The sequence below is a fragment of the Acidihalobacter sp. genome, from assembly GCF_037381185.1.
Classification (GTDB): Bacteria; Pseudomonadota; Gammaproteobacteria; order DSM-5130; family Acidihalobacteraceae; genus Acidihalobacter_A.
The window spans coordinates 99,949-122,499 of the sequence record NZ_JARRQY010000006.1 but is presented as its reverse complement, the minus strand read 5'-3'; the positions used below and the strand labels follow the sequence as shown (position 1 = coordinate 122,499).

Below are 22,551 nucleotides of genomic sequence, written 5' to 3'. Positions count from 1 at the left end.
GAGCCCATGGCTTTCGCAACCGCGCTCGCTTTCATAACGCCATCTACTTCCATCTCGGCGGCCTCGATCTCTACCCCAATCGACTCATAAATCGGTCAGTCACCCACTCAATCCGGTGAGGTCCCTCCGAAAGAAACACCGCTCGTTTCGTTTCGGCCAAAGATTTCGCAAGCGTGGACTTCCCGGCTCCCATCTTGCTCCAAAATAAAGGGTCGCTCGTTCATCCACTATGACTATCCGCAAAAATGCGGGCGGGTTCCCCGAGCGCGAAGGTCGCCTTTCGAATCGCTCCGTCTGTAACCTCGTAGATACAGAGCATTTCGACTGTGCCGAGGCCTTCTGGAAAGTTTCTGGTAATGCGCTCGTGATCCACCACGATGTTTCCCATAACGGTCCGCTTGAGCAATGCCGCTTGCAGGTCCGGTTCGGCAAAACGGGCTTCCATACGCTGGCGCATCTGTTCGCGGCCTGACGCCATGATGTTTCCGTGCAACTCGAATTGCTGAGCATCAATCGAGTACGTGTTCAGCCATGCTTCGATGTCTTTCGCGTTGTACGCATCCAATTGCTGTTGAACGACCTGTTCAGGGGTGACCATCGAACTCTCCAAATCAGGCAGAAGCTCACATAGGGCTTGAATGTGACTGTCGAGATGTCTCTTGGTTCTCCCATTGTTCGTAAAGCACAAATTCCGTCGGCGATTCGATGTTCTGGTTGAAGGAATAGGAAATACACCCGGGCCTCTTTCCTCTAGTCTCATCTGTCAGCAAGGCGGCCATTTCCGTATATTCCGCCAACTTTTCCCTCTTGACTCTTGCGTGAATCATGATCGTCAGCATGACGGTTGTCCCTGTGGCGACAAAAATAGTCCAAATGTGCTTTGTGGCATGTCTGGCTCACACATTTGATTGGCAGGCTTATTTCGATGGTATTGTCCAGCCCTTGCGATAAAAAACCGGGCAGTTATGCGTCACCATGAATTTGACATTCCTCAATTGATTGTCTCTTTTCAGATTGGTCCATGCCGAACCGCACGCATCAGGAATGTCATTTCCACCGGTTACTGGCAATCTCCATCCTTCCCGATAGAGATTTGAGCAATTATTCTTGATCAAGGTTCTCAAGTCATACAGGTCATCTGTCATTGCGATCTCATTCCAGGCTTTTTCACAGCCCGGTATCGCAAAATCCTTTTGCGATCCGGTGGCAGGGCGTGCCCCATAAGACTTGACCGATACTACGGCGCAGGACTGAAGAGTCACAGCCAACAGGCCGGCTAGCAGTAACATTATTCGTTTTCTTATCGTTTTTATCACTTTACAACCTTCATCGTGGTTTTAACGATTGAACTCGGGCGGCTAATGCCACAAAGCGGAGAAGAGGCGGCGCAGTGTTGGGCGACACATCAGGCAACAGTGATGTCACCAAGCCACCTAGCAGTTCAACTGCCGAGTTTTTGATCGGGCGCCAGGGCGACAGGTTTTTGCAGCACGCGCCAGGTTGTCGGGTCCGACCAACCATTGTTTAACCAAAAGGCGTTTCCTTGATGATTGTCGTTGTATACAAAGATATTGCAGCGAGGAATGCCGGCTTCTGCAAGATGTTCGAACGCATAGTCAAGCAGACGTTTGGCTATGCCTTGGCCCCTATACTCAACGGCAACAGCAAGATGCTGGATCGAGCCTGCGCGACCATTGTGGCCACACAAGATGGTACCGATGATATTGCCGACCGTGTCGGTAGCAACGGCGCTGAAACCAGGGTTTCTGTCAAGGAACGCAGAGATGGCTCCGGGTGTGTCCGATTCATTCAAGCCAAGACCTTCAATCCGGAACCAAAGGTCAATCGACGGTTGATAATCCTCGAATGTGAAGGCTCTGATCAACATTTAGGGCGTTAAAAATCTTCTGGAAAATGTTATTAAAGAGCTGCGAAAGGTGCGCAGACGACGAAATCAGCCCACTTGCCAGAGAATTGTTCCTCTTCCACTCGGCAGGTATCTTTGGCCGTGAATGTGCGTAAAAGCTCTTTCATGCCGCTTCCAGAATTAGGCCGAGATTGGGCTTGTTACTCAGAGATCCAAGCTTTTTCCCCAGTACAAACTCATTGGGAAACTCTTCTAAATCCCCCTCGCCTCTCGGATTGTCTCGTAGGCCTGCTTGATCTGCTGGGTCTTCTCGGTCGCCAGCTGGATCATTTCTTCGGGCAGACCTTTCGACACCAGCTTGTCGGGATGGTTCTGGCTCATCAGCCGCCGATAGGCACGTTTGACCTCGTCGTTGCTGGCCGACTCCTCAAGCTCCAGCACGGCGTAGGCCTGCGCGACGCGGGACTGCGGCACGTCGATTTCGGGTCCGGCCCTTCCCTGTCCGCCAACGCTACCGGCCATTCCCATGGCTGCCGCCACGCGTGCGAACAGAAGCTGGAACTTCAGTTGCGAGAAACCGAGCCGCTGGGAGATATGCTGCAGCAAAGCACGTTCGGCGTAGTCGAGCATGCCGTCCGCCAGCGCGGCGCTGATCTGTATTTCGAGGAACATCTGGACCAGGGTGCTGCGCCTGTGCACGACGCGCTTGAGCTGTTCGAGCACGGCCTCCAGATCGAAATCCTCCGACTTGCCCTGATTGAACAGGTCGATGGCGGCGCGGCGCTGGGCGTCGTTGAGCTGCATGTGCTGCATGATGTTGCGGGCCATCTCGATCTCGCGCTCGCTGACGCGGCCGTCGGCCTTGGCGATATGCCCCATCACCGCGAAGGTGGCGGTGAAAAACGCTGCCTGCGTCGTGGACTGCTGATCGGACAGCCGCGCCTGATTCGTGTCGTACTGATCCTTCTTGCGGTCGACCTGATGCCCGATCACGCCTCCCAGCATCGCGCCCAGCGGTCCGCCGAGCGCGAAGCCCACGGTGGCACCGAGTCCTTTGCCCCACCAGCTCATACCTTAGTCTCCCTGTCCGGCTGCTTGCCGTAAGTCTTGAAGCTTTCGATGACTTTGCCCATTTCGGCCTCATCCAGCAATACCGGTTCGCCGTTCTGGCGAGCGAGCAGGTATTGCCGAGCGAGGGTTTCCACTTCGACCGCGAGAGCGATCGCGCGTTCCAGATCGGCGCCGTAACAAAGAATGCCGTGGTTGGCCAACAGGCAGGCCTTGCGATCGCGCAGCGCGGCTACTGCGTTGGCGGAAAGCTCCGCCGTGCCGAAGGTTGCGTAATCCGCGCAGCGAATGTCGTGTCCACCGGCTACCGCGACCATGTAGTGAAAGGCCGGGATATCTTCGTGGCGACAGGCCAACGCGGTGGCGTGCGGGGGATGCGCGTGGGCGACGGCCTGCGCTTCGGGGAAGGCGGCGTACAGATCGCGATGCATGCGCCATTCGCTGGAGGGACGCAGCGTGCCATGCGGGCTGCCGTCGAGATCCATCGGGACCATGTCCTCTGCGCGCAGGCGCTCGACCGGTACGCCCGAGGGGGTGATCAGGAAATCATCGCCGGTACGCACGCTCAGGTTGCCCGAGGTCCCCTGATTGAGACCGGTGCGTTCCAGCCGCTGCATGCCGGTCAGGAGCTGTTCGCCGGGCGTCATGAACGCTCCAACAGGACGTTCAATCCGGTCTCGTCCAGCACTTCGACGCCAAGTTTCTCGGCCTTGTCGAGCTTGGAGCCGGCATCGCGTCCGGCGATGACGGCGGTGGTTTTCTTCGACACCGAACCGCTCACGCGTGCGCCAAGTGCTTCCAGAGCCGCCTTGGCCTCGTCGCGGGTCCGACTCTCCAGCGTGCCGGTGAGCACGTAGGTCGCCCCCTTCAGCGGCCCTTCGCTCTGCGGCTTGGCTTCGGCCCAATGGACGCCTGCCTTGCGCAGCTTGCGGATCACTTCCTGATTGCGCGGCTGCGCGAAGAAGTGACACACGTGCGCGGCTACCGCCGGGCCGACGTCGGCCACCGCCTGCAGGCGCGGGTAGCGGTCCTTGGGCTTGAGCTCCGGATCGTCCTCGCTGCGCAGGTCCTCGCCTGCGGCTTCCTCCAGCGCGTCAAGGGTTCCGAAATGTGCAGCCAGCGCACGCGCCGTGGCCTCGCCGACCTCGCGGATGCCGAGGGCGTAGAGAAAACGCGCGAGCGTGGTGTTCTTGCTGTGGTCGATGGCTCCGATGAGGTTGGCCGCAGATTTGTCGCCCATGCGCTCGATGCCGGCAAGCTGTTCTGCCTGGAGCCCGTAGAGATCGTCAACGTGTTCGACGATGCCGAGTTCGACCAGCTGGTCGACCAGCTTCCCGCCCAGCCCTTCGATGTCCATGGCGCGGCGCGAGGCGAAGTGCAGCAGGGATTCCTTGCGCTGCGCCGAGCAGATCAGCCCGCCCGTGCAGCGGGCCACCGCCTCGCCTTCGGCGCGCACCACCTCGGAGCCGCACACCGGGCACGTGGCGGGCATTTCGATGTTGCGGGCGTTGTCCGGTCTGCGTTCGGCGACCACGGCGACGATCTCGGGAATGACGTCGCCGGCGCGGCGCACGATCACGGTGTCGCCGATACGTACGTCCTTGCGCTCGATTTCGTCCATGTTGTGCAGCGTGGCGTTGCTGACGGTGACGCCGCCGACGAATACCGGCTCCAGACGCGCGACCGGCGTCAGCGCACCGGTGCGCCCGACCTGGAACTCGATGTCGAGCACCTTCGTCAGCTCTTCCTGCGCAGGGAATTTGTGCGCGATCGCCCAGCGCGGTGCCCGTGAGACGAATCCAAGAGTCGCCTGCTGTTCGCGCGAATTCACCTTGTAGACCACACCGTCGATCTCGTACGGCAGGTCCGCGCGCCGGCGCCCTATGTCGCGGTAGTAATCCAGGCAGCCCTGGGCGCCGCACACCACCTTCGCCTCGGGACTGACGCGTACGCCCCACTCGCGCAGACGTTCGAGCATCTCGCTGTGGCGGACCGGCAGTTCGGCGCCTTCGACTTCGCCCCAGCCATAGCAGAAGAACGCCAACGGGCGCGAGGCGGTGACGCTCGGGTCGAGCTGTCGCAGGCTGCCGGCAGCCGCGTTGCGCGGATTGACGAAGGTCTTCTCGCCACGTTCCGCGGCCTTGCGGTTCATTTCCTCGAAGCCGGCCTTGGGCATGAACACCTCGCCGCGCACCTCGAGTACGCGCGGCACGCCCTCACCGCGCAGGCGCAAAGGAATGCTGTGCACGGTGCGAACGTTCTGGGTGATGTCCTCGCCGGTGGTGCCGTCACCGCGTGTGGCCCCCTGCACGAGGCGGCCGTCCTCGTAGCGCAGGCTGACGGCCAGGCCGTCGAGCTTGGGTTCCGCGACGTAGTCCACCTGCTCGTCGCGTTCGAGGCGTTCGCGTACGCGACGGTCGAAGGCGGTCAGCTCATCGTCGCTGAAACAGTTGTCCAGCGACAGCATGGGGATGGCATGACGCACTTCGCCGAAGCCTACGGCCGGTTTGGCGCCGACGCGCTGGGTGGGCGACTCGGGCGTCACCAGTCCCGGATGTCCGGCCTCCAGCGCCTGCAGTTCGCGCATCAGGCGATCGTATTCCGCGTCGGGGACCAGCGGGGCGTCGAGAACGTAATAGCGATAGTTGTGCAGTTCGATCTGCTCGCGCAGTTCGGCTGCGCGCTGTTCCGGAGATGTCGTCTGGCTCACCCTCGCCGGCCTCCGGCGAGGCGTGCCTGGTGCTGAATGAAGGAGCGCACGCGTTCTTCGTAGTGGCTCAGCGTCTGCATCGTCATGGTGCTGCGAGTCTCGTCCTGCAGGCGGCCGCCGAGTTGCTCGGCAAGCCGGCGAGCGCAATCGCTCATGTTGCGGAAGGCAACCATGGGTTGCTCCGGTCCCGGCAGCTGCATGAACAGGCTGATGCCGGGCGTTTCCAGCTCGGAGAAGCTGCTCGGATCGAAAGTGCCGGGATTGATCATGTTGACCACGCTGAACATCGGTGGTCCGGACTTGGATTCCCGGTGATAGATCTGCATCTCGCCGTAGCTCAGATCGCAGCCCTGGAAGGCTTCTGCAATGTGCTCGCCGCCGAAGCTGCCGATGGCCGGATCGGCGACAATGTGGATGATCAGCAGCTCTTCGGGCATGCCCGGCTCGGGTTCGACATGCGTCTTGTCGCGCCTTGCGGGCTTGTGGCGCGATGCGGCACGCTCCAGCGTCGAATGCGATTCATCGGTGCGGACCTCCGCTGTTGCGCCGTCCCGGCCTCTCCCTTCCGAAGCGTCTGTATGTGCCGTCCCGGGTCTCTCACCGGATTTGCGCATGAGCGGATCCGATACATCGTCGTCAACAGGTTCCTGCAATCGCTGGGACAGCCCAGAGACAAAGGAGCGCATACGCGCTTCATAGCGGCCGAACAGCTTGCGCGCAGTATTCCCCGCTCGGTCCGCAAGCGTCGAGTCGTCCCGATCGGCCTCCTGCGGACTCTCCGGCTCGGGCCGAGTGTCGTGCGGCGCCGACGGGCCTTCGGCCGAGCGGGGCTCCTGGTACACGTCCATCGGCGCTTCGGGAGACGTTTCTTCGGTCGTTTCGCATTCAACGTAATCGCCGGTCTGCGCCTGAGCGCTTTGCTCGTCGGCCGCCTCACTCATGCGCCGGTACAGTCCGGAGACGTGGAAGCGCACGCGCTTTTCGTAGCGGCTGAACATCTGCGGCGTCATCGCCGCATGCTGCTCATCCTCCAGTTGCCCGCCCAGGCGCTCGGCGAGCTTGCGTGCGCAATCGCTCATAACACGGAAGGCGACCATGGGCTGATCCGGCCCCGGCAACTGCATGAACAAGGTCACGCCGGGCGTACGCAGTTCGCCGATACGCTCGGGCTCGAAGGTACCGGGTTTGATGCGGTTGACGATGCTGAACATCGGCGCTCCGATGCCGGCCTCCCGGTGGTAGATGCCCTGAGGGCCGTAGCTCAGATCCAGATCGGCAAATGCGGCGACGAGGTCCTCGCCTTTGAAACGGCCGACCGATGGGGCGGCCGCGACATGGATGACCAGAACGTCCTCAGGACAATTATCCTCCTCGTGCGTCGGCTGTTCGCCGACTTCCAATGCAACGCTGGCCGGAATGCCGCGGCCGGCCTCACCGCCCGCGCCTTGCGCAGTTGGCGGCGGAATATCGCGCTCTATGGGACGGACGTCGTCAACCCAACCCTCGTCGTCCGCTTCGGACTCGTCGGAACTCGAAGCCGGCGGCGCAGAAAGCGTCCGCTCCGCCTCGAATCCACCCGCCGCGTCGCTGTGCCCGCCGTGGACCGGACGCACGTCGTCGACCCAGTCGTCTTCCGAGGGCTCTTCGCGCAACTGTGCCGACAGCTCGATGTGTTCATGCACCTGAGGCGCATCGTCATGGGCATCGTCGATCGCGAGGCTGGGCGCATGGCTTGCGGGTGGAAGATCGTCGCGGCTGGCGATGAAAGCGGGTGCTTCTTCGTTGCTAGCGGGTTTCGAGCGAACCGGACGCACGTCGTCGACCCATTCCTCCTCCGAATCCGACAGCCCGAGCACGTCGGGGCCTTCGTCATCGAACCTAGGGTCGTACTGTCCGCGGCCGCCGCGCCCGCGCTTGAGCCATTCACCACGTTTGCCGACGAGGTAGATGCCAACAAGGACGAGAATACCGATAACCAACAGAATCCAACGTAAGGTATCCATGTTCAACTCACTGCCATACGGGCCGCTTCGTCGATATCCACAGCCACCATTCGCGACACCCCGGGCTCGCGCATGGTGACGCCGATCAGGTGGTCGGCCGCCTCCATGCTGACCTTGTTGTGCGTGATCATGATGAACTGCACGCGCTCCGCCATCTCCTGCACCAGCCGGGCGAAACGGCCGACGTTGGCCTCGTCCAGCGGCGCGTCCACTTCATCAAGCATACAAAACGGCGCCGGGTTCAGCTCGAAGATGGCGAACACCAGGGCCACCGCAGTGAGGGCCTTCTCGCCACCCGACATCAGGTTAATGGTCGACAGGCGCTTGCCCGGCGGGCGTGCAAGCACGGCCACGCCGGTCGTGAGCAAATCCTCGCCGGTCATCTCCAGACGTCCCTCGCCGCCGCCGAACAACCGCGGGAACATGTCCTTGAGCCGTCCGTTGACGTGTTCGAAAGTCTCGCGGAACCGGCTGCGCGTCTCGCGGTCGATCTTGCCGATGGCCGTCTCCAGCGTGGTCAGTGCCTCGGTCAGATCGGCGTGCTGGGCGTCCAGGTACTCGGCACGCTCGCTTTCGCTCTGGTATTCCTCGATGGCCGCCAGATTGATTGCCCCCAGCCGCTGAATCTTCTGCTCGAGTTCGGCGACCCGCCTCTCCCAGGCCTGGATACCGGCGTCGGAATCCCGCTCGGTGCGCAGCTGCTCGCGCTCGAACCCGGTTTCGGCAAATTGCTCTCGCAGCGTCTCGCCTCGCACCTTGACCGATTCCAGGGCCAGGCGGCGTTCGCTCTGCTGCTCACGCAGCGATTCGACCTCTCGTTCGATCTCCACGCGCGCCTGTTCGGCTTCGCGCAGCTCCGCCTCGAGGTTCTGCACGGCGGTGCGGGCATCGGCCAGCTCGGCATCGACACGGCTACGCTGCTCGAGCAATCCGGCCAGCGTCTCACCGAGCGTTTCGGCCGGTCCGGCGTCGGCATCCAGCGCCTCACGCAGTTCAACTGCGCGCTGTTCCAGCTGCGCCACCTGCGCGCGCCCGCGCTCGGCTGCCTGATGCGTGGCGCTCAATTCCGTGCGCCGGGCCTCCAGCGCCAATGCCAGGCGGTGATGCTCCTCACGCCGGGCATGCGTACCGCGCCGAGCTTCGTCGAGCGCATTGGACAGCTCTACTCGATGCGAGTTCAGGGTTTCGCGCTCGGCGGCGAGACGTTCCATTTCGGCCACCGCAGCATTGCGCCCGGCGGTCGCGTCCTGCAGCGATTCGAGGTCACGCGCGTGGCGTTCGTCGACCTCCTCCAGCTCCTGGGCTACAGCCTCCGCCCGTTTCTGCAGCTGTTCCAGACGGGTACGCTGCGAGCCCAGGCGCGCATCGTCGGATGCTAGTGCGCGGTGGGTTTCGTTGACCCGGGCCTGAATCCTGGTCCGCTCTTCCTCATGCTGGCGCAGTGCCGCACGGGTGGCCTCCTGCTCCGTGACCAGGCGCTCGGCATCCGCTTCCAGTACCTTGCGGCGTTGCTGCAGGCGGATGATCTCCTCACCGCGCGCCAGCACGCCGGCATGTTCCTCGTCTTCGCCGGGCAGGCGCAGCCAGCCGCGGCCGACCCATTCGCCGGCGGGGGTGATGAACGACTCACCCGCAGCCAGCTCTGCGCGGCGTGTCAGGGCTTCGTCCAGCCCGTTCACGAGACGCACGCCACCGAGCAATTCGCCAATCGGCCAATCGCACTCGACCTGAGCCGCGAGTTCGCCGGTAGCCGGCGGCATCGTCTCCTTGGCCATGAAACTGCGCGGCGCCGTATCGTCGGCCGCGGCCTCGGCGACCGCATCGAGACGCTCGACGCAAACCGCCCCGAGCTGCGCGCCCAGCACGGTCTCGACCGCCCGCTCCCAACCGCCGCTGACGCGGATGCGTTCTCCCAGGCGAGGCGCGTCGGCAAGCCCTCGCGCCTTGAGCCAGGCCTTGCGGCCGTCCTCCCGCTTGCCCAATGCGGACTGCTGCAGCGCTTCCAGCGAGGCCAGCCGGCCACCCAGGGTCTGCAGTTCGCGCCGAGCGTGATCCAGAGACTGATTGAGGTCACGGCCCTGGGTGCGGGACTGCTCGATGGCTTGTTGGCATTCGGCGAGCTGCGCCTCTTCCTGCCCGACGCGGGTGCGCTGCTCGGCGACGGCGGCTTCAAGGCGCTTGATCTCGCCGTCCACGACCGCGGTGTCCAGCCCGCCGGCCTCGGACTGCAGGCGTTCACGGCGACTGTCCAGCGCTGCGATCTGGCGCTCGAGGTGTTCCATGCGGGTGCGCTCGACCTGTGCCCGCTGCGCGGGTTCGGCGGCGCGCCGGTTGAATTCGTCCCAACCGCTCTGCCATTCGCGCATGGCCTGTTCGGCCTGTTCCAGGCCGGCCAGCGCTTCGGTTTCGGCTTGTGCGGCGGCGGTCAGCGCCGGTTCGCGTTCGGCGACCTCGCCCTCGATCCTTGCGGCCTTGGTCTCGTCCGCCTCCAGCGTACGACGAGCCTCGGCGAGGTTGGCTTCGGCCTGCTCCAGCGCCTGCGAGCGCTGCGCACGCAGGGTTTCGGCGTGTTTGATAGCCTGCTCGGTGCGCGTGATCTCGCCACCGATCTGGTAGTGGCGCCCCTGCACACCGTTGAGCGCTTCGTTACGCTCGTTCAGTTGTTCACGGCCCTTGACCAGCTCGGTCTCGCGTGCCCGTAGACCCGCAATGGTCGCCTCCAGCGCGCTTTGCGAACTCTGGATGCTCTGCTCGCGCTTGGCTGCGTCGGCCTCGATCTCCTCAAGTCGCAGGCCGATGAGTTCGGCGCGCACGCGCCGCTCCTCGCCCTTGAGCGTCTTATAGCGCTCGGCGGTCTGAGCCTGGCGCTTGAGGTGCGAGAGATGCTTGGCGACCTCTTCGCGCAGATCGTCCAGACGCTCCAGGTTCTCGCGCGTGTGACGGATGCGGTTCTCGGTCTCGCGGCGGCGTTCCTTGTATTTGGAAATGCCGGCGGCTTCTTCCAGGTAGACGCGCAGTTCCTCGGGCTTGGCTTCGATCAGGCGCGAGATCATGCCTTGTTCGATGATGGCGTAGCTGCGCGGTCCCAGGCCGGTGCCGAGGAAGATGTCGGTGATGTCTCGGCGGCGGCAGCGCGCGCCGTTGAGAAAGTACTGCGATTGGCCGTCGCGCGTCGCCTGTCGCTTGACGGAAATCTCGGCGTATTGCGCATACTGCCCGCCCAGCGTGCCGTCGGAGTTGTCGAACACGAGTTCGACCGAGGCCTGGCCGACCGGCTTGCGCGCCGAGGAGCCGTTGAAGATGACGTCTTCCATCGATTCGCCGCGCAGATATTTGGCGGAGGATTCGCCCATCACCCAACGCACCGCGTCGATGGTGTTGGACTTGCCACAGCCATTGGGGCCGACGATCGCGACGCGCTGGCTGGAGAGCTGGATGGTGGTCGGGTCGACGAAGGACTTGAACCCTGCCAGTTTTATCTTGCTTAGCCGCATGCGCTGTCCGCGTCGATTCAGAGTGTGACTGGGCGTTATACTGACCGGCTTTCCCGGATTGCCGAAAGCGGCCGCGCGTCGCCCCCGGCAGTCCGCTATTTCGTCACCCAAAGAGGATTGTCCATCCATGGCGACCGAGCCTAGCAAGGAACTCGAAACCTTTCCCAACCCGCAACCGGGGCGCGATTATACCATCCGTATCCGCATCCCGGAGTTCACCTGTCTCTGCCCGGTGACGGGCCAGCCCGACTTCGCCACGCTGCATCTGGAATACATTCCCGAGAAGCGCTGCGTGGAACTCAAGTCGCTCAAGCTCTACGTCTGGGCCTTCCGCGACCAGGGCGCGTTCCACGAAGCGGTCACCAACGAGATTCTGCAGGATCTGGTCGACGCGCTGGAGCCGCGTTTCATGCGCCTGACCTCCGAATTCAACGTACGCGGCGGCATCTACACCACCGTGGTGGCCGAACATCAGGCCGAAGGCTGGGTGCCGCCCGTCCCCGTACAGCTGCCCTGAACCCGTCATGGCCGCTGCGCCCCTGTACATCGGTGTCGACGTCGGCACCTCCGGGGTGCGCGCCATGGCCGTGGACGAGGCGGGCGAAGTGCGGGCCCAGGCCCGCACGTCCCTGCCCCCGCCGATAAGCGGCCCGGCCGGCCGTCAGGAGCAGGATCCGGAGTTGTGGTGGCAGGCGCTTGCGGCCGCCCTTCCTCGTGGCTCCGAGCCGATTGCACTGGCATTGGACGACACCTCGGGCTCGCTGCTGCTGACGGACGCCGACGGCCATGCGCTGCACTCCGCCCTGCTCTACGGCGACCAGCGCGCGACGGACGAGGCGCGGGAGGTCGCCGCGACGGCGCCGGCCGAAAGCGCTGCGCACGGCGCCAGTTCAGCCCTCGCGAAACTGCTCTGGCTGCGCAGGCACGGCATCGGCAAGGCGGCCCATGCGCTGCACCAGGCCGACTGGCTGCTCGGCCGCCTCGGCGCGCCCTGGGGCACGTCGGACGAAAACAATGCTCTGAAGCTCGGATACGATCCGGTCAGCCGGAGCTGGCCGCAGTGGCTGCAGGAACTCGGCGTGCCGGTTGCCTGCCTGCCGCGGGCGCACCAGCCGGGCACGCCTGTTGGGCAACTGAGTGCACGGGCTGCCGCCGCGCTCGGACTGCCCTCCGGCCTGCAGCTGGTCGCGGGGACCACCGACAGCGTTGCGGCCTTCCTCGCCACCGGCGCCAACACGCCGGGCGACGGCGTCAGCTCGCTGGGCAGCACGCTGGTACTGAAGTTGCTCAGCAGCCGGCCGGTGTTCGAACCGGCGCTGGGCATATACAGCCATCGCCTCGGCAAGCGCTGGCTGGCCGGGGGCGCATCCAACAGCGGCGGCGCCGTGCTGCGCGCCTGGTTCAGCGACGAGGAAATCGCCCGCTTCAGCCTGGAACTCGAACCCGACAGCCCGACCGGCCTGGACTACTACCCGTTGCAGTGTCCAGGGGAACGCTTCCCGCTGGCCGATCCCTCCCTCGCTCCGCGTCTGGAGCCACGCCCGGCCGAGCGGCGGGTGTTCTTTCAGGCGATACTCGAAGGCATCGCATCGATCGAAGCTCGGGGTTACGCCCGCCTGACGCAGGCCGGCGCCGACCCGCTCCGCAGCGTGCACAGTGTGGGCGGCGGCGGTGCCAATCCGCTGTGGACCGACATCCGCGAACGCAGACTGCAAGTGCCGATGCTCCCCTCTGCTCAGGTCGAAGCCGCCTACGGCGCGGCGCTCCTGGCGCGCGGGTTGCCGGCCTGAATCCCAGGTCTCCTGTAGGTATTGCAGTCCGCAGAACATCTCGGGTTCACGCTCGGACACTGATACCGGGCATACCGTGCGAGCGCGTAGTGCCGTTTTCGATCACAATCGCACCGTCATCGCTTGCCGCTCAACCGAACAGGCTGCCGGCGGGCAAAGGCACTTTGAAGACGATGTCGAACAGGTAGTAGAACAGCAAGACGACAGCCAGGCCGGACAACGGATAGACCGCCAGGCGCAGCGGCGTCCAACGTTCGTACATGGCGACCGCCATGATGATCAGATAGGCCCCGAGGGCGGATGTCACGAAACCGATGTGGGGCATGGCCAGGGCGGCAACGAACATGCCCGCCAGCAGACCCAGCCGCCGCGGCACCGAGCCGCGCGGGGCACGCGCTTCGCTGGCGGCGTGTCCCAGCAGATTGCGCACCACCAGCAAGGCTGAGAATCCCGTCATGAGCAGAATCACGACATGCGGGAAGATGACTGCCGAGGCACTACCGACACCGAGCATGCTCCACCAGGCGATCGCCCCCACCCCGATGAACATGAGGGCGCCCAGCGTGCCGCGGATGTCGTTGCGATCAGAGGTGGGATGGTTTGCTTTCATCGCCGGTTCCTTTGCGGGCTTTGCGCAGCCGCTTGATCAGCAGCGGATAGAGAAGCGAAAACAGCGTCAGCGCGATGATGCCAATGGTCAGCGGACCGCTGAAAAACGCGACGACGGGATGACCGGTTGCGCTGCCGATCATCCAGCCCTGAACGAAGCCCTGCTCCGCAATCGGACCGAGGATCAGACCCAGGACGATGGGTGACGGTTTGAAACCGAGCCGATCGAGTCCCCAGCCCATGATGCCAAGCCCGATCATGATCACCACGTCCGCAACGCTGTTGCGGATGGCATAGGTGCCGATGATGGTCATGAACGCCACGACCGGCACCAGCACCGCCTTGGGAAAGCCCACGATGGATCGGAAGGCGTAGCGGCCGATCAACAGTCCGATAGGCAGCATCAGGAGGGTGGCGATGAACAGCCCGTAGATGAACGTGTAGACGATCGCACCTCCGGCGGACGAGAACAGCTCGGGGCCGGTATGAATGCCCTGCACCAGCAGCGCACCCAGAATCACCGCATCCGGCGGCGTACCCGGAATGCCCAGCACCAGGGTCGGAATCATGCCGCCGCCGACGGTCGCGTTGTTGGCCGATTCGGTAGCCTGGATACCGTTCGGCTCCCCTTTCCCGAACCTTTCCGGATGGCGCGACGCGCGCCTGGCCTCGGAGTACGACACCAGGCTTGCGATGGAACCGCCCGCGCCGGGCAGAATCCCGGTCAGCGTTCCAAGCACGGAACTGCGCAAGAGATTGAACTTGCCCGTGCAGCACAGTCCGAACGCCTCGCGCAGGCGGAATCCGCGACTCTCGCCGGTCACTTCCAGATGTCGTTCCGGACGCGCCACGAGGTCGATCAATACCGGGATGCAATACAGGCCGATGAGACCGGACACTACATTGATACCGCCAAGCAGCGTGGCCGAGTCAAAGGTGAAGCGAGGTGCCCCGCTGATCGGCGCGACCCCGACGCAGGACAGCAGCAGGCCGAAGGACGCTCCGATCAGCCCTTTGATGAGTTGTCCTTCGGAAATCGCGGAAATCAGCGTCAGGCCGAAAATCGCAAGCCAGAAATACTGCACCGGGCCGAAAGCCAACGCTACGTGCGCCAGCGGCGGTGCGAGCAGCAACAGGGCTGCCGCGCCTACCAGTCCACCGACCACGCTCGCCAGGCAGGCCAGGGTGACCGCGAGATCGCCGTCGCCACGCTTGGCCATCGGGTAGCCGTCGAAGGTGGTGGCGATCGCCGAGGGCGTTCCCGGCGTATTGAGCAGGATGGCGGCATAGGCGCCGCCGTAGATCGCTCCCGTATATATCGCGCCCATCAGCAGCAACGCGGAGGCCGGATCCATCGAGAAAGTCAGAGGAACCAGCACCGCGATCGCCATGGTCGCGGTCAAACCCGGTATCGCGCCCAACACCGTGCCGGCCACCACTCCGGCGAGCGATAGCATCAATCGGAACGGCGTTACGGCGTCGACAACATATTCCAGTCCCAGCATCGGATTACCCTGTCTGCAGCGAAGAGAGCGCCGCCCGGCGCAACACCGGGCAGCAACGACGGCTATTTGATGACGCCGGCGGCCTTGCCGAGCCGGATGTACTCCTTGGTCTTCTGCCGCATGAACGCGCCTACTTTCTTGTATGGCACGTCGATGAGCACGAAGCCCCGGTTTTCCATCTTCTTCTGGAACTCCGGATCGGCGTTGATTCTGCCGATCAGATCGGAGACCTTCATCCGCATGGCTTCAGGGGTCGACTTGGGTACGGCAATACCCCGGTAGGTTCCACCGATCATATCGATGCCTTTCTCCTTGAAAGTGGGAACGTCCGGGAACAGCGGCACCCGCTTCTCGGTCGCTACGGCCAGCATGCGCACATCGCTCTTGTGATTGGCCGCCACCGTGCTATAGCCCCACTCCGCCTTGACCTGCCCGCCCATCAACGCGGTAAACGCCGCGCCGGTTCCCTTGAACGGAATATAGGTGGTCCTGGTGCCGGTAGCGTCGTCGAAACGCGAGTTCGCCAAGTCGTTGGCGGTCCCCTTTCCCGAGCCGGAGAAGGTCAGCTGCCCCGGATGGCTCTTGGCGTAGTCGATCAGATCCTGAAGCGTCTTGAACGGGCTGTCCTTGCGCACCAGAATGGCGTCGGGCGTGTACTCGAACATGTATACCGTGGTGATGTCCGAGGTCTTGAACCCGACGTTACCCATCAGCGGCTTGATAATGATGTGGGGCAGGTTGACGCCCATGATGTTATAGCCGTCGCCCTTCATACCGTTCAGCTGCGACCAGCCGACCGCCCCGCCTCCGCCGGGCTTGTAGCTGATGATCAGATCCTCCCCTGTCAGTTTCTTGAAAAAGGGCTGCTGCAGGCGCGCGGTGATATCCGACTCTCCGCCGGGGCCGAACGGAATGACATATTGCACGGGTCTGCTGGGATACTTGTCAGCGGCCCACGCGACGGGCAGCAAACCCAGCGTGCTCAACGTAAGGGCGATACCCCCAAACAGTGCTTTTTTACGGCTCAACATAATCCCTCTCCTCCTACGCTCTTCTGTTTGCCTGCGTCACTTGCACGATCAGGTTTCCGGCTAGGCCGGCCCCGATACCTTGCCCCCATACATAACCAAGGGGTCTTCCGAGATGGTGAGATGCGCGTGCTTGTTTATGCATGCCTCCGGCAGCCGGACCGTTACTTGCTGCCACCGAAGTTTTGTCAGTTCCCTCCCGTGACTTCAGTCGATTTGCCCATCGCACAATCGGCCCCTCAGTCCCGCCCATCCGCCCGACGTTCAATCTCCTCGTACAAGGTGTCGGGAATGTCGAGCCCATTTTCGAGATTATGCGAGCGGTTCAGCAGACGGCGTTCGCCCGGCAGGCGCGCCCCCGCCTGTCCGGTAACTGCCGTTAATAGCAACTCCAGACGCTGATAGTAGTCGGCACCGGCCATCTTGATCGGATCGAACAGGAGAAACAGCTGCCCGACCCGCGGCGGATCGCCCTCTGCAGTGAAAAACGAACTGGCTTCGAAACCGAACTGCGCTCCGGTGAGACCCGCTGCCATGATCTCCACTGCGAGAGCGAGGGCCGCACCCTTGGCGTCGCCGAGCGGCAGCATGGTGCCGCCGTCCAGCACGGCTTGCGGATCGGTGCTCGGCTCTCCGGCGGCGTTGAGTGCCCAATTATCCGGTATGGCTTCACCCCGGTCGCGCGCCACCATCACCTTGCCTCGCGCAACCTTGCTCAGCGACAGATCGACCACCAGCGAAGGCTGTTCCAGCCGAGGAGTAGCGAAGGCGATCGGGTTCGTACCGTATACGGCGGCGGCACCTCCCCACGGGGCTATTGCAGCTGGAGAGTTGCCGAAGGCGAGTGCGACGGCCCCCTGTTCGGCAGCACGTTCGACGTGATGGCCGGCAACGCCGAAGTGATGCGAGTTCCGTACCGCCAGCGCGACCGCTCCGACTTCCTGCAAGCGTTCCAGCGCCGCCTTCATGCCGTCTTCGATGGCCGGGAACGCGAAACCGCAACAGGCGTCGCTGCGGACCACGGCCGGAGCGGCAATATGCACATCCGCTGTCGCCTGTCCGTCCACCTTGCCGCTGAGCGCCTGGTCCGCGTACGAAGGCAGGCGCGATACGCCATGCGAGGTGAGGCCATCTAGATCGGCGGCAACCAAAGCACGGGCGACGCAGCGCGCGTTGTTCTCTGAGGTGTTCGAGCGGACCAGGGCGCGGACCACCAAGTCCGTGAGCTGCTGCGCATCCACCAGGCTCACGCGGCTGTCTCCAGAATCCGTCCGACGGCACGGGCAATCATCGCGCTGACCCGAATGTTGGACTCGCACGTCACACCGGCGATATGCGGCGTAAGCAGGAGGTTCGGTGTGTCCCGATACACTGAATCCGCCGGCAGGGGCTCGGTCTCGAACACATCCACCGCCGCGCCGCCGATGCGGCCGGTGCGCAGCGCATCGGCCAGCGCGGCATCGTCGATCACGCCGCCACGCGCCGTGTTGATCAGGATCGCATTCGAGCGCATGAGTGCGAGTTTGCCGCCATCGATAAGATGGCGCGTGTGTGGCGTAAGCGGAACGTGCAGGCTCACGACGTCGCTGCCCACGAGCAGTTCTTCAAGACTGTCCGCACAATTCACCTGCAACGCCTTCCAGCAGGGTGCGTCCTTCGCCAGTGCGGGATCGAACGCATGGACCTCCAGCCCCATGGCGCGGGCCCTCGATGCGACCTCGCGCGCAATGCCCCCAAAGCCGACCAAGCCTAGGGTGCGGCCGCTGACCTCTCCCCCGATCAAGCGGCTGCGTGGCCACTCGCCGGCCAGCATGGCTTCGTTGGCGCCGAACGCGCCCCGCACCAGCAACAGCATGGAAGCGACGACATATTCCGCGACAGCGGTATTGTTGGCGCCCGTCGCGGGCACTACCTGAATGTTTCGCGCGGCACACATCTCCTGGTCGATGTTATCCAGGCCCACTCCCAGACGTCCGACCACGCGCAGACTTCCTGTCGAACCCAGAAGGTCCGCGTCGACCTGTGTACGGTTGCGAACGATCAGTGCTCTGGCGCCATGAAGCGCATTTGAGAGACGCCCAGGGTCGTTCACCAGAGTCGGTTCGTACAGCACTTCGAAACGCGACCGCAGTCCGCTGACGGCGGCCTCGTCCATGAATTCGCTGATGACTATGTCGCTCACTTATCCCCCCTGCACTCGGCATAAAGACGCCGACCAATTCCAGGCGATCCCATTTTCCGAATGTCCGGTGACCGTGAACGCCGCAACCCGTGAAGGGCGCGCGTCCACGGCCTCGCCGGTGGACATCAGGCGCTGCGATAGAGCTTGGTGAACACGAACTCCCGGTGCCCCAGCGCCTCGGCTGCGGTCGAGCGGCCGTTGCAGGTGCGCAGCATGGTTTCTATCAGCTCATCGCCGGCCTGGTCGAGATTCATCTCGCGACGCAGAATGCCGGAGACATCCAGGTCGATGTGCTCCGCCATGGTCCGCGCGGTGCGCGGATTGGCGGTGAGCTTGATCACGGGCTCGACCGGATTGCCGATGATGTTGCCCTGGCCGGTGGTGAACAGATGAACCACGTAGCCGGCCGCGCACTGCAGGGTCACGCACTCGGCAGCCGCCGATGAGGTGTCCATGAAGTACAGCCCGGAGCCCTTGGCCGGCGTTTCGGCCGGTTCCAACACATCGATGAACGGCGTCTTCTTGCCGATCTTGGCGAAGTTGCCGAAGGCCTTTTCCTCGATCGTGGACAGACCGCCCGCGATGTTGCCCTTGGTCGGTTGCGATTCCGAAAGGTCGTCGGTCTTGTGGCGGTTGATGAAGTCGTTGTAGTCGTTCCAGGTCTTCAGGAACTTCTTTTTCACCTCGTCGTTGACCGCGCGTTCCGCACAAACCTGCTCGGCGCCGGTCAGTTCCGAGGTCTCGCCGAAGCACATGGTCGCGCCGAGCGGAACCAGCTTGTCGACCAGATTGCCCATGGTCGGATTCGAGGCCAGACCGGACGTCGTATCCGATTCGCCGCACTTCATCGAGATCCACAGCTCGTCGATGCCGCAGCGTTCGCGTTGCAGCTCGGTGGCCCATTGCACGTACTCCTTGGCTGTGCGGGATGCCCTGGCGATGGTGTCGATGTCGCCATGCTCCTCGATCGCGAAACCCGCCACAGGCTTGCCCGTCGCCTTGATGCCGTCGACCACGCGCTGTGTCCAGCCGGGTTCGATGCCGATGACCACCACCGCCGCCACGTTGGGATTGGCGCCCGTGCCGATCAGGGTGCGGAAATGCAGGTCGAGATCGGCCCCGAACTGCAGGCGGCCGTACGGGTGCGGCAACGCCATGCAGCCCTTGATGTTGTTCGCCACCGCTTCGCAAGCCGCATTCGACAAGTCGTCCAGCGGCAGAATCACCACATGGTTGCGGATTCCCACGCGGCCGTTCTCACGCCGATATCCCAGAAAGCTCAGATCGTTGTTCGCCATCGTTACCACCGCTTCGTCTTGATGTTGTGTACGTGCACGTGATGCCCCTGCCCGATGTCGGCCACTGCGCGGCCGATGTCGTGCTCGTACTCCATGATCGTATCGCCGTTCGCGATGTCGGCCAGTGCGATCTTGTGGCCAAGACGAATGTCGTCCTTCGCCTCCAGTCGAATGGTGCTGTCGTCTTCCAGAAGCCATCCGGTCAGCTCTTCACCGGCCTTGATGTCTTCCACAACGACAACGCCTACCTTGTCTACCTTGTTGTGAACCAGAAAGTGGGTCGTCATGCCTACTCCTTGGAAATCATGCTGCCCATGTGAGTTATATCATATGTCTTATATAAGACGTAATTTAAAGTAGACTAGGCTATCATCATCGTCAAGGGGTAAAATGACCTCGACGAAAGTGCAGATTAGCGTCAGGCCGCACGGAGTCCCGCGAACATGCGCACTATCGGCAAATGCCCAATTCGAAAAGAGTGAGAATCATGCAAGAGGCAGCAGGACCGAATTTCCGTCCGCTATACAGTCAGATAAAGGAATTGCTCATCAGACGTCTGGCCGCGCGGGAGTGGAAACCGGGCGATGCCCTGCCCAGCGAGATCGCGCTGGCCAATGAATACGGCGTCAGCCAGGGCACCTTGCGCAAGGCGCTGAACGAAATGGAAGCCGAACGGCTGGTCGTACGGCGTCAGGGCAAGGGCACTTTCGCGGCCAAGCACAGCGCCAATCGGTCCCTGTTCCAGTTCTTCCATCTGGTGGGAGAAAACGGCGAGCGACAGCTTCCAGAAAGCCGTGTACTGGAATGCAGCGCCGGGAGAGCCACGCAGAGCGAGCGCGCAGCTTTGGGGCTGGAGGCAGGCATGTCGGTAACCCGGATCTCGCGGGTGCGGCAGATGAATGGCCGCCCCGTCATCTGCGAGCGCATCAGCGTACCGACCTCGCTGTTCCCCGAACTGCAGCGCTGCACGCCGGAGGAAGTCACCAACACGCTGTACGACATGTATGAAACCCGCTACGGGGTCATCGTCGTACGGGCCAAGGAGCAGCTCCGTGCTGTAGCGGCGGGAGAGGAGGAGTCGCGGCTGCTGGACGTGCCGGCGGGTTCTCCCCTGCTGGAGATCGACCGTGTTGCGCTCAACATAGAGCGCCAACCCGTGGAGTGGCGTGTGAGCCGCTGCGATACGGCACACTTCTTCTATCTGAACGACCTGGATTAAGGTTCTGGGGAAACCGCCTCATAGCTCTGATCGAGCCATCAGGCCCCGGTCACACATTCCTCAGCTTGAATTCCGGAGGATACGGGTCGAGATAGACCTGCCGCTGCACATAGGGTTGTGGATGCCGGCGCAGATGATGGTTGAGCAGCGTGATCGGCACGACCAAGGGCACCAGGCCGATTCGATAGGCCTCGATCAGCTCGGCCAACTCGGCGCGATCGGCCGCGTCGAGAACCTCGCGGAAATACCCCGCAATATGCTGCAGGACGTTGGCGTGGCGGCCGCAGGTCGCCGGCGTGGAAAGAGCGTTCATGAGTGCCGGGAAATATTCGTCGACCGAAGTCTCCGAAGCCCCGGCCCGCGCAACCACGCGGCCCAGTCGGCGATAGGCGCCGGGATCGTGCGCCATGAGCAGCAGCTTGTGGGAGGAGTGGAAGTCCACCAGAGTCCCGGGAGTAAGACCTTCACGCAGCAGACGTCGCCAGCGGTGATGGACGAACACACGCTGCACGAAGTTCTCGCGCAGCCTCGGGTCGCCCAGGCGCCCCTCTTCCTCCATGGGTAGCTGCGGAAACCGCCGCCGAAGCTCCGCAGCGAAGCCGCCGACTCCGCTCCGCGTGGCATTCGCCCCAGCGGCATCGTAGACCCGCACCCGTTCGAGACCGCAACTCGGCGAGTCCTTCTTGAGGATGTAACCGTCGAGTTCCGCGTGCGTCTCCGCGAAGCGCCCGGCATACGCGGCGAGTGCATCGGTAACGTCGAGTTCGGGGGTGCGCACGCCGACGACGCGGATGCCTCCGTCGATACGGCGCAGGTGAATGGGCTCGCGCGGCACGCTCAGCCCGATCGCGGTCTCGGGGCACTGCGGCACCCATTCGAACCACTCTCCCAGAACATCGCAGATATAGGAATTACGCTTGTGGTTGCCGTCGAAACGGACCGACTCGCCGAGCAGACAGCTGCTGATGCCGACCGGAACGCGTTCGGCATCCATCCGCTGCCGGGTAACGCCGGATGCGTTCGGCGCAGTCATGAATGCTCGCACCTAGCCCCGCACGAGCCTCAAGAACTCGGCCCGGGTATCGGGGTTGCTGCGGAAATATCCGAGCATCACGGAAGTCGTCATGCAGGAGTTCTGCTTCTCGACACCACGCATCATCATGCACAGATGCCGGGCTTCGACGATCACCCCCACGCCTTTGGCCCCCGTCACTTCGAGCACCGCGTCGGCAACCTGGCGGGTCAAGTCCTCCTGGATCTGCAGGCGCCGTGCATACATGTCCACGATGCGAGCGATCTTGGACAGTCCCAGCACCTTGCCGTCAGGCAGATATGCCACATGGGCCTTGCCGATGAACGGCAGCATGTGATGCTCGCACATCGAGTACAGCTCGATATCGCGCACCAGCACCATTTCGTCCATCTCGGATTCGAACAATGCGTCGTTGACGACCTCGTCTAGCGTCTGGTTGTAACCCCGAGTCAGGAACTGGAACGCCTTGGCCGCGCGTAATGGCGTATCACGAAGCCCATCCCGTTCCAGTTCCTCACCGGTGCTACGGATGATCTCGCGATAGTGCGTTTCCAGTTGTTCGATATCCATGGCTTTCTCCGGAGGACGGCTGTGGTGCAGAAACGGTGCGGGGATTATACGTCACTGGGGACAGCTGTCCCCATTCGACGGGGCAGGATACCTGAGCAGTTGGATTCCGGACCGACAAGCGTGGAGTCACGACGACACGGACACGCCGTCGCTGGGTTTTGGGGCGTTTTCGGAC

General features: G+C 63.1%; 20 protein-coding genes. 3 read left to right on the top strand and 17 right to left on the bottom strand.

Annotation, left to right across the window (positions count from 1 at the left end; translation table 11 throughout):
• Window positions 1-220: 220 nt before the first annotated feature.
• The 8 genes from P8014_RS03260 to smc all read right to left on the bottom strand — a co-directional run bounded on the left by P8014_RS03260 (window position 221) and on the right by smc (window position 11,142).
• On the bottom strand, window positions 221-598 hold the full coding sequence (locus P8014_RS03260; protein ID WP_337815873.1) for a nuclear transport factor 2 family protein: 378 nt from the start codon (window positions 596-598) through the stop codon (window positions 221-223).
• Between the two features lie 319 nt (window positions 599-917).
• Complete coding sequence (locus P8014_RS03255; RefSeq protein WP_337815872.1) at window positions 918-1,289, bottom strand: hypothetical protein; 372 nt, start codon at window positions 1,287-1,289, stop codon at window positions 918-920.
• A gap of 152 nt (window positions 1,290-1,441) precedes the next feature.
• Window positions 1,442-1,888, bottom strand: a complete 447-nt coding sequence (locus tag P8014_RS03250) for a GNAT family N-acetyltransferase (RefSeq protein WP_337815871.1) — start codon at window positions 1,886-1,888, stop codon at window positions 1,442-1,444.
• 231 nt (window positions 1,889-2,119) lie between these two features.
• Entirely contained in the window at window positions 2,120-2,938 is an 819-nt protein-coding gene (gene djlA, locus P8014_RS03245) for a co-chaperone DjlA (RefSeq protein ID WP_337815870.1), read from the bottom strand.
• A complete protein-coding gene (locus tag P8014_RS03240) occupies window positions 2,935-3,582 on the bottom strand; it encodes a class II aldolase/adducin family protein (RefSeq protein ID WP_337815869.1) in 648 nt (215 codons plus the stop codon). The genes djlA and P8014_RS03240 overlap by 4 nt, the downstream gene beginning before the upstream one ends.
• The gene (ligA, locus tag P8014_RS03235; RefSeq protein WP_337815868.1) at window positions 3,579-5,645 is read right to left on the bottom strand and encodes an NAD-dependent DNA ligase LigA; all 2,067 of its coding nucleotides are present in this window, start codon (window positions 5,643-5,645) and stop codon (window positions 3,579-3,581) included. Before ligA ends, P8014_RS03240 begins: the two co-directional genes overlap by 4 nt.
• On the bottom strand, window positions 5,642-7,648 hold the full coding sequence (zipA, locus tag P8014_RS03230; RefSeq protein WP_337815867.1) for a cell division protein ZipA: 2,007 nt from the start codon (window positions 7,646-7,648) through the stop codon (window positions 5,642-5,644). The genes ligA and zipA overlap by 4 nt, the downstream gene beginning before the upstream one ends.
• Window positions 7,649-7,650: 2 nt before the next feature.
• On the bottom strand, window positions 7,651-11,142 hold the full coding sequence (gene smc, locus P8014_RS03225; protein ID WP_337815866.1) for a chromosome segregation protein SMC: 3,492 nt from the start codon (window positions 11,140-11,142) through the stop codon (window positions 7,651-7,653).
• 127 nt (window positions 11,143-11,269) lie between these two features.
• Here smc and queF point away from each other — a divergent pair, with 127 nt between their 5' ends.
• Both queF and P8014_RS03215 read left to right on the top strand, forming a co-directional pair.
• Complete coding sequence (queF, locus tag P8014_RS03220) at window positions 11,270-11,659, top strand: preQ(1) synthase (RefSeq protein ID WP_337815865.1); 390 nt, start codon at window positions 11,270-11,272, stop codon at window positions 11,657-11,659.
• Between the two features lie 7 nt (window positions 11,660-11,666).
• Window positions 11,667-12,932, top strand: a complete 1,266-nt coding sequence (locus tag P8014_RS03215; RefSeq protein WP_337815864.1) for an FGGY-family carbohydrate kinase — start codon at window positions 11,667-11,669, stop codon at window positions 12,930-12,932.
• 130 nt (window positions 12,933-13,062) lie between these two features.
• Here the strand turns inward: P8014_RS03215 and P8014_RS03210 are convergent, their stop codons facing one another.
• From P8014_RS03210 to P8014_RS03180, 7 genes are all read right to left on the bottom strand, one after another.
• Complete coding sequence (locus P8014_RS03210; RefSeq protein ID WP_337815863.1) at window positions 13,063-13,542, bottom strand: tripartite tricarboxylate transporter TctB family protein; 480 nt, start codon at window positions 13,540-13,542, stop codon at window positions 13,063-13,065.
• On the bottom strand, window positions 13,517-15,046 hold the full coding sequence (locus tag P8014_RS03205; RefSeq protein WP_337815862.1) for a tripartite tricarboxylate transporter permease: 1,530 nt from the start codon (window positions 15,044-15,046) through the stop codon (window positions 13,517-13,519). The genes P8014_RS03210 and P8014_RS03205 overlap by 26 nt, the downstream gene beginning before the upstream one ends.
• Before the next feature lie 62 nt (window positions 15,047-15,108).
• Window positions 15,109-16,077 (bottom strand): tripartite tricarboxylate transporter substrate binding protein, encoded by a 969-nt coding sequence (locus P8014_RS03200; protein WP_337815861.1) that lies wholly within the window; start codon window positions 16,075-16,077, stop codon window positions 15,109-15,111.
• Between the two features lie 236 nt (window positions 16,078-16,313).
• The gene (locus tag P8014_RS03195) at window positions 16,314-17,324 is read right to left on the bottom strand and encodes an Ldh family oxidoreductase (RefSeq protein WP_337815860.1); all 1,011 of its coding nucleotides are present in this window, start codon (window positions 17,322-17,324) and stop codon (window positions 16,314-16,316) included.
• Window positions 17,321-18,256, bottom strand: a complete 936-nt coding sequence (locus tag P8014_RS03190; protein WP_337815859.1) for a hydroxyacid dehydrogenase — start codon at window positions 18,254-18,256, stop codon at window positions 17,321-17,323. The genes P8014_RS03195 and P8014_RS03190 overlap by 4 nt, the downstream gene beginning before the upstream one ends.
• Window positions 18,257-18,381: 125 nt before the next feature.
• Window positions 18,382-19,554 carry a UxaA family hydrolase gene (locus P8014_RS03185; protein ID WP_337815858.1) on the bottom strand — a complete coding sequence of 391 codons (1,173 nt, stop codon included), beginning with the start codon at window positions 19,552-19,554 and terminating at the stop codon, window positions 18,382-18,384.
• A 2-nt stretch (window positions 19,555-19,556) separates the two neighbouring features.
• Complete coding sequence (locus tag P8014_RS03180) at window positions 19,557-19,841, bottom strand: UxaA family hydrolase (protein ID WP_337815857.1); 285 nt, start codon at window positions 19,839-19,841, stop codon at window positions 19,557-19,559.
• Between the two features lie 200 nt (window positions 19,842-20,041).
• Between P8014_RS03180 and P8014_RS03175 the strand changes: the two genes are divergently transcribed.
• Entirely contained in the window at window positions 20,042-20,773 is a 732-nt protein-coding gene (locus P8014_RS03175; protein WP_337815856.1) for a GntR family transcriptional regulator, read from the top strand.
• Between the two features lie 49 nt (window positions 20,774-20,822).
• On the opposite strand, the gene P8014_RS03170 is transcribed toward P8014_RS03175, so the two are convergent.
• Window positions 20,823-21,806, bottom strand: a complete 984-nt coding sequence (locus P8014_RS03170; protein WP_337815855.1) for a DUF523 and DUF1722 domain-containing protein — start codon at window positions 21,804-21,806, stop codon at window positions 20,823-20,825.
• Between the two features lie 12 nt (window positions 21,807-21,818).
• Window positions 21,819-22,376, bottom strand: coding sequence for a GTP cyclohydrolase I FolE (folE, locus tag P8014_RS03165; RefSeq protein ID WP_337815854.1), 558 nt, complete (start codon window positions 22,374-22,376; stop codon window positions 21,819-21,821).
• Window positions 22,377-22,551: the final 175 nt, after the last annotated feature.

What these genes read in the sequence shown, in the direction of transcription:
- P8014_RS03170 (WP_337815855.1), bottom strand. Translation starts at nt 21,806, where the DNA reads ATGACTGCGCCGAACGCATCCGGCGTTACCCGGCAGCGGATGGATGCC.
- djlA (WP_337815870.1), bottom strand. Translation starts at nt 2,938, where the DNA reads ATGAGCTGGTGGGGCAAAGGACTCGGTGCCACCGTGGGCTTCGCGCTC.
- smc (WP_337815866.1), bottom strand. Translation starts at nt 11,142, where the DNA reads ATGCGGCTAAGCAAGATAAAACTGGCAGGGTTCAAGTCCTTCGTCGAC.
- P8014_RS03180 (WP_337815857.1), bottom strand. Translation starts at nt 19,841, where the DNA reads ATGACGACCCACTTTCTGGTTCACAACAAGGTAGACAAGGTAGGCGTT.
- P8014_RS03240 (WP_337815869.1), bottom strand. Translation starts at nt 3,582, where the DNA reads ATGACGCCCGGCGAACAGCTCCTGACCGGCATGCAGCGGCTGGAACGC.
- P8014_RS03185 (WP_337815858.1), bottom strand. Translation starts at nt 19,554, where the DNA reads ATGGCGAACAACGATCTGAGCTTTCTGGGATATCGGCGTGAGAACGGC.
- zipA (WP_337815867.1), bottom strand. Translation starts at nt 7,648, where the DNA reads ATGGATACCTTACGTTGGATTCTGTTGGTTATCGGTATTCTCGTCCTT.
- P8014_RS03205 (WP_337815862.1), bottom strand. Translation starts at nt 15,046, where the DNA reads ATGCTGGGACTGGAATATGTTGTCGACGCCGTAACGCCGTTCCGATTG.
- P8014_RS03175 (WP_337815856.1), top strand. Translation starts at nt 20,042, where the DNA reads ATGCAAGAGGCAGCAGGACCGAATTTCCGTCCGCTATACAGTCAGATA.
- P8014_RS03215 (WP_337815864.1), top strand. Translation starts at nt 11,667, where the DNA reads ATGGCCGCTGCGCCCCTGTACATCGGTGTCGACGTCGGCACCTCCGGG.
- P8014_RS03200 (WP_337815861.1), bottom strand. Translation starts at nt 16,077, where the DNA reads ATGTTGAGCCGTAAAAAAGCACTGTTTGGGGGTATCGCCCTTACGTTG.
- P8014_RS03210 (WP_337815863.1), bottom strand. Translation starts at nt 13,542, where the DNA reads ATGAAAGCAAACCATCCCACCTCTGATCGCAACGACATCCGCGGCACG.
- folE (WP_337815854.1), bottom strand. Translation starts at nt 22,376, where the DNA reads ATGGATATCGAACAACTGGAAACGCACTATCGCGAGATCATCCGTAGC.
- queF (WP_337815865.1), top strand. Translation starts at nt 11,270, where the DNA reads ATGGCGACCGAGCCTAGCAAGGAACTCGAAACCTTTCCCAACCCGCAA.
- P8014_RS03255 (WP_337815872.1), bottom strand. Translation starts at nt 1,289, where the DNA reads ATGTTACTGCTAGCCGGCCTGTTGGCTGTGACTCTTCAGTCCTGCGCC.
- P8014_RS03250 (WP_337815871.1), bottom strand. Translation starts at nt 1,888, where the DNA reads ATGTTGATCAGAGCCTTCACATTCGAGGATTATCAACCGTCGATTGAC.
- P8014_RS03260 (WP_337815873.1), bottom strand. Translation starts at nt 598, where the DNA reads ATGGTCACCCCTGAACAGGTCGTTCAACAGCAATTGGATGCGTACAAC.